General features: G+C 56.5%; 4 protein-coding genes and 1 pseudogene. All 5 read right to left on the bottom strand.

Annotation, left to right across the window (positions count from 1 at the left end):
- Positions 1 to 412, bottom strand: a pseudogene (locus ACRESD_RS25715) (polyribonucleotide nucleotidyltransferase); the annotation flags it as partial.
- 196 nt (positions 413 to 608) lie between these two features.
- Entirely contained in the window at positions 609 to 878 is a 270-nt protein-coding gene (gene rpsO / locus ACRESD_RS25720) for a 30S ribosomal protein S15 (RefSeq protein WP_003177875.1), read from the bottom strand.
- 114 nt (positions 879 to 992) lie between these two features.
- The gene (gene truB / locus ACRESD_RS25725) at positions 993 to 1910 is read right to left on the bottom strand and encodes a tRNA pseudouridine(55) synthase TruB (RefSeq protein WP_431753473.1); all 918 of its coding nucleotides are present in this window, start codon (positions 1908 to 1910) and stop codon (positions 993 to 995) included.
- A gap of 3 nt (positions 1911 to 1913) precedes the next feature.
- Positions 1914 to 2309, bottom strand: a complete 396-nt coding sequence (rbfA, locus tag ACRESD_RS25730; RefSeq protein ID WP_431753474.1) for a 30S ribosome-binding factor RbfA — start codon at positions 2307 to 2309, stop codon at positions 1914 to 1916.
- A gap of 159 nt (positions 2310 to 2468) precedes the next feature.
- On the bottom strand, positions 2469 to 2547 hold a 79-nt coding region (locus tag ACRESD_RS25735), incomplete at its 5' end, for a hypothetical protein (protein ID WP_431753475.1).

A 2547-nucleotide genomic window follows, 5' to 3' on the forward strand; every position in this document is an offset into this window, starting at 1 on the left:
AGGCAGCGGAGGTGCCGATCATGGCAGCGATATCCGGATCGGACTTCTTGTTGGTCGAAACGACGGTGCAGACAACCTGCACTTCGTTCAGGAAACCTTCAGGAAATAGCGGACGAATCGGACGGTCGATCAGACGCGACGTCAGGGTTTCCTTCTCGGAAGGACGGCCTTCACGCTTGAAGAAACCGCCAGGGATCTTACCGGCAGCGTAAGTCTTTTCCTGATAGTGAACAGACAGAGGGAAGAAGCCTTTGCTCGGGTCAGCGGTCTTGGCGCCAACAACGGTCACCAATACGGTCACGTCATCGTCAACGGTAACCAGCACTGCGCCGGAGGCTTGACGGGCGATACGGCCTGTCTCGAGGGTAACGGTCGACTGACCGAACTGGAATTTTTTGATAACCGGGTTCACGGTGTCCTACCTTCTTTGTGGCTCTTGGGGGAACTTGTCTTCTTGCGAAATTCTTGGGCAATGTCGGGAATCGGCCCGAACCTGGTCCAGGGGTAAAACATGTATCCAGATAAAACTTGAGGCTGGGAGCCTACCATGAGCCAGCGGGAATCCCACTGACACACGGCAGACAACCAACCTCTAGCGCAATCGCTTATTAGCGACGCAGACCCAGGCGACCGATCAGAGTCTGATAACGACCCAGATCCTTGCCTTTCAGGTAGTCCAGCAGCTTACGGCGCTGGTTTACCATGCGGATCAGACCACGACGGGAGTGGTGATCTTTACCGTTGGCCTTGAAGTGACCTTGCAGCTTGTTGATGTTGTGGGTCAGCAGTGCAACTTGCACTTCTGGCGAACCAGTGTCACCAACAGCTTGCTGATAGTCAGCAACGATTTGTGCTTTTTCTTGAACGTCGAGAGCCATGAGGCAATCCTTTTTCAGGAAACCACCCAAAGGGTAGTTTCAACAGGCCAGGGACAAATCCCTGTATCTAAAAATGAGTGTTGACCGTGCCTGTTAACAGCCACACTCGTCCGGTCATTCTGACCGAATCAGTCGACGCGGCGCGATGCGCCCGTCTTCGCTCACTTCACCGATACCGATGAAGCGACCGTTATGATCCTGTACCCGCACCATACCGAACTTCGGAGCGTCCGGGGCACGTACCGGCTGGCCGTTGAGCCAGTAGAACGCGCTGTGCTCCGAAAAGTGCAGCAATGGCCAATCGAGCAAACCGCTGTCCGATGGCATCAGGAAGCGATCAACCGCTTCGTTGCCGCCCTCGGCGTGTACTGCTTCCAACTCTTCCAGCGTGACCGTTTGGGCCAGGGTGAAAGGTCCGGCCTGAGTACGTCGCAATTCTGCAACGTATGCACCACAGCCCAGTTGCTCACCAATATCTTCCACCAGGGTACGAATATAGGTGCCTTTGCTGCAGTCCACCGACAATCGGGCGGTGTCGCCTTCGCAGGCGAGCAATTCCAAGCGCGCAATAGTAACAGAACGCGGTTCGCGCTCCACTACTTCGCCCGCACGTGCCAGCTTGTAAAGAGGCTGGCCATCACGCTTGAGCGCCGAGTACATCGGTGGTATCTGGCTGATTTCCCCACGAAAACCGGGTAAAACCGCTTCAATATCAGCACGACCAACGGTCACGTCGCGAACCTGCAAAACATCACCTTCGGCGTCGGCCGTGGTGGTGGTCTTGCCCAGTTGCATCAGGGTTTCGTAACCCTTGTCAGAATCGAGCAGGTATTGCGAAAACTTGGTGGCCTCGCCAAAGCACAACGGCAATACACCGGTGGCCAGAGGGTCGAGGCTGCCGGTGTGCCCGGCCTTTTCGGCGTTGAGCAGCCAGCGGACCTTCTGCAAGGCGGCATTGGAGGTAAAGCCAATGGGCTTGTCGAGCAGAATGATGCCGCTGACATTACGGCGGATACGTTTGACCTGAGCCACCGCTTACTCCTTGGCGTCTTCAGGTGTGGACGGGTGCTGGCTGTCTTCAGCCACGGCGCGCTCGATCAGTGCCGACAGGTGCGCACCACGCACGACGCTTTCGTCATAGTGGAAGTGCAACTGGGGAACACTGCGCAGCTTCATTTCACGAGCCAACTGCATGCGCAGGAAACCTGCGGCTGAGTTGAGTACCTTGATGCTTTGCGCAATTTCTTCGTTGTTGTCCTGGCCCATCACGGTGATGAAGATCTTGGCGTGACCCACGTCACGACTCACTTCAACCGCAGTGATGGTGACCAGGCCAACGCGGGGGTCTTTGACTTCGCGACGGATCAGTTGGGCCAGCTCACGCTGCATCTGATCGCCGATACGCTGGGTACGGCTGTATTCTTTTGCCATGTCTTGTTACCTGTTACTGCCACACGGTGAAACCCGTGGGGTCTGAAAGCGGCAAACGCCCGGCCTGACAAAAGCCAGACCGGGCGTTGCGTTTAGAGTCCGTACGCTGCGCGGGGCATTTGCATGCCCACACGCCGCGTGGCTCCGGAAGTGCGCGAGTTAGAGACTGCGAGCAACCTGAACCTTCTCGAAGACTTCGATCTTGTCGCCGACCTTGACGTCGTTGTAGCTCTTGACG

The sequence above is a fragment of the Pseudomonas sp. genome (genome assembly GCF_050739995.1).
GTDB lineage: Bacteria > Pseudomonadota > Gammaproteobacteria > Pseudomonadales > Pseudomonadaceae > Aquipseudomonas.

Coding starts and splice junctions, on each gene's coding strand:
- rpsO (WP_003177875.1), bottom strand. CDS start 878: ATGGCTCTCGACGTTCAAGAAAAAGCACAAATCGTTGCTGACTATCAG.
- rbfA (WP_431753474.1), bottom strand. CDS start 2,309: ATGGCAAAAGAATACAGCCGTACCCAGCGTATCGGCGATCAGATGCAG.